The organism is Streptomyces sp. NPDC046335, assembly GCF_055587985.1.
This window is the reverse complement of the sequence record NZ_JBVJFF010000046.1, coordinates 1-2042: the sequence shown is the minus strand read 5'-3', so window position 1 is coordinate 2042 and position 2042 is coordinate 1. Positions and strand designations below refer to the sequence as shown.

At 67.5% G+C, this 2042-nt stretch carries 3 protein-coding genes; all 3 read right to left on the bottom strand.

Annotation, left to right across the window (positions count from 1 at the left end):
* Positions 1-11: 11 nt before the first annotated feature.
* A complete protein-coding gene (locus ACZ6JY_RS40735; RefSeq protein WP_469204646.1) occupies positions 12-371 on the bottom strand; it encodes a hypothetical protein in 360 nt (119 codons plus the stop codon).
* A gap of 545 nt (positions 372-916) precedes the next feature.
* Complete coding sequence (locus tag ACZ6JY_RS40730) at positions 917-1462, bottom strand: ATP-binding protein (protein WP_469204644.1); 546 nt, start codon at positions 1460-1462, stop codon at positions 917-919.
* A gap of 133 nt (positions 1463-1595) precedes the next feature.
* The coding region (gene tpg / locus ACZ6JY_RS40725) for a telomere-protecting terminal protein Tpg (RefSeq protein WP_469204642.1) at positions 1596-2042 on the bottom strand (447 nt) is incomplete at its 5' end.

The window sequence follows — 2042 nt, the reverse complement described above, 5'->3', positions numbered from 1 at the left end:
AAATGACCTCTTTAGGCGTTGGCTTCCCTGACCAGGTCGTCGATGCCGTCGCTCCGGAAGTTGAGGCTACAGTCGGGGCACCAGACCGTGGGTGGGATGCGAACGGCTCGGCCGCACCCCGGGCACCTCAGGAACGCCCCTTGTCGCGGGAAGTCGTCCTGCGCGAAGCCCAGTTCTTCGAAGCAGTGCGGGCACTCCACGACCTGCTCCATGTCCGGGGTCTGTTCCTTTAATCCGCAGCCGATGCAGGGCAGTCCCTCGCTGCTCCCGGGCCCATGCACGCCGAACCGCTCCCGCAGCCGCTCGTTGAGGTCGGGCAGTAGACGGAGGCAGTCCGAGCAGACCGTGTCCGGTTCGAAGACGAACGTCACCTGCCGGCATCCGCGGCAGTGCGTGGCAAAGGACCCATCCCGCAGCACAGACCTGGCCACAGCACCCTCGATGAGTCCGTGGTCCTTCGTCCCGCAGGCCGGGCACGTCGGCACGGGTTTTGTCCCACGAGCGGTCCTGGCGCACCCGGTGCACGCAGCCTCCCCGGCGCCGCGCCCCTCCTGTCTCGGGCCGGACGGCAACCGGGCGAGATCGGACGAGGATCTGCGGCGACGGAGCCAACGGAAAACCATGGCACAAGGATCGTGTCGCACACTCGGGATGTCGACCCCCCGGGTTTGCAGGTTCGTCGCACGCGGTGGGTGCGCGGCCCGGGAGCGGTGGGGGTGCCCCGGGCCGCGCACCCACCGGGGGTACCTGCCTCTCCGACGCTACTCGCGAGGCGGCCCGACGAAGATGAGCCGAAGCGCAGAAGGTTTCACCGGTGAAGCCCGCTGAACTGGCGGGAAGAGCTGGACGAGGCAGCCTGGTTGTCACCCACGAGGCATTCGACTTTGTCACACGTACTCGTTCGGCAGCTCTTCTGTCACGGCGAAACGATGGTCGTCCAACCGGTGGCGGCCACTACCTCCCGTGAGATGTCGACGATGAGTCGCCCGTCCGTTGCTACTCGCACAGTGTCTTCAGGGGCCCGCTGATCCAGGAGCCGTGCCTTGCGGACACTTCCCTCCAGCTCCTGTTCCAGCTCTGAGCCGCGTTCTCGGCCCACCAGCCGCTCACGGGCAGTGGCGTCGGAGGCGGTGAGCAGGACTCGTGTGATCCGTACCCCACCCCCCATGGCACGTTCGAACATGCCCGCTGCCTCCGGCAGCACGCTCAAGGTGTTCGTGTAGATGAGACGCCGATACCCACGCTGGGCGAAGTTCGCCCACACCGCAGTCAGATTGCTCTCGGTGATCTCCGCGCGGTGAGGGTCTCCCACTGGTGCAGGATGCACCTGCCCCATGAAGTCACCATCGATGATCGCGTGAGCGACGGCCGCGAAGCGCAGCAGCGCCGAGACCTCCCACCCCACCGTCGTCTTGCCGACACCAGCTCGTCCTCCGATAAGCAGTGCTTCCGCGTGGTCCATGCGGGCAGCCTGCCATCGGGCGACCACCTCAGGCGATGCAATATCGGACCGAGGGTGACAACAAGCCTGCCTATGACAACTATCGTGCTCCGGCTCATCACACCGGGCTCGTGGGCTGTTCGGGGCGCGGCTGCTAGAGCTCGATGTCGAGCCGTTCCACGTCGGTGAACTCCACGCCCAGGTCGTGGGCCCTGGTGTTGTTGGCGCGGAAGTACATCCGGGCCAGGCCGTCTGCGGCGATCTGCCGGAGCTGGTTCTCGTTCGCTCCCTGCTCCCGTGCGCTGAACAGCTGGTCGGCGTACTCGGGCGGCAGGGCCTGGGTGATGTCCCGGATCCGGGCATCGTCGGTCGTGCCGGCGGCGGCTTCGAATCCGAAGCGGGCGCGGGTGGAGATGATCAGCCCGCCCGTGGTCGCCGCCTTCTTCCGCGCCTTCGCGCGGACCTGCGGCTGCCACCTCTTCTTCACCTCGCCCTCCAGGCGGCCGCGCAGGCCCTTGCGGGGCCGCTTGAGATTGCCCGCGACGTACCGCTCCACGGTGCGCTGGGAGATCCCGAGCGCCTGAGCGGCGGCCTTGGTGCC

Coding starts and splice junctions, on each gene's coding strand:
- ACZ6JY_RS40730 (WP_469204644.1), bottom strand. CDS start 1,462: ATGGACCACGCGGAAGCACTGCTTATCGGAGGACGAGCTGGTGTCGGC.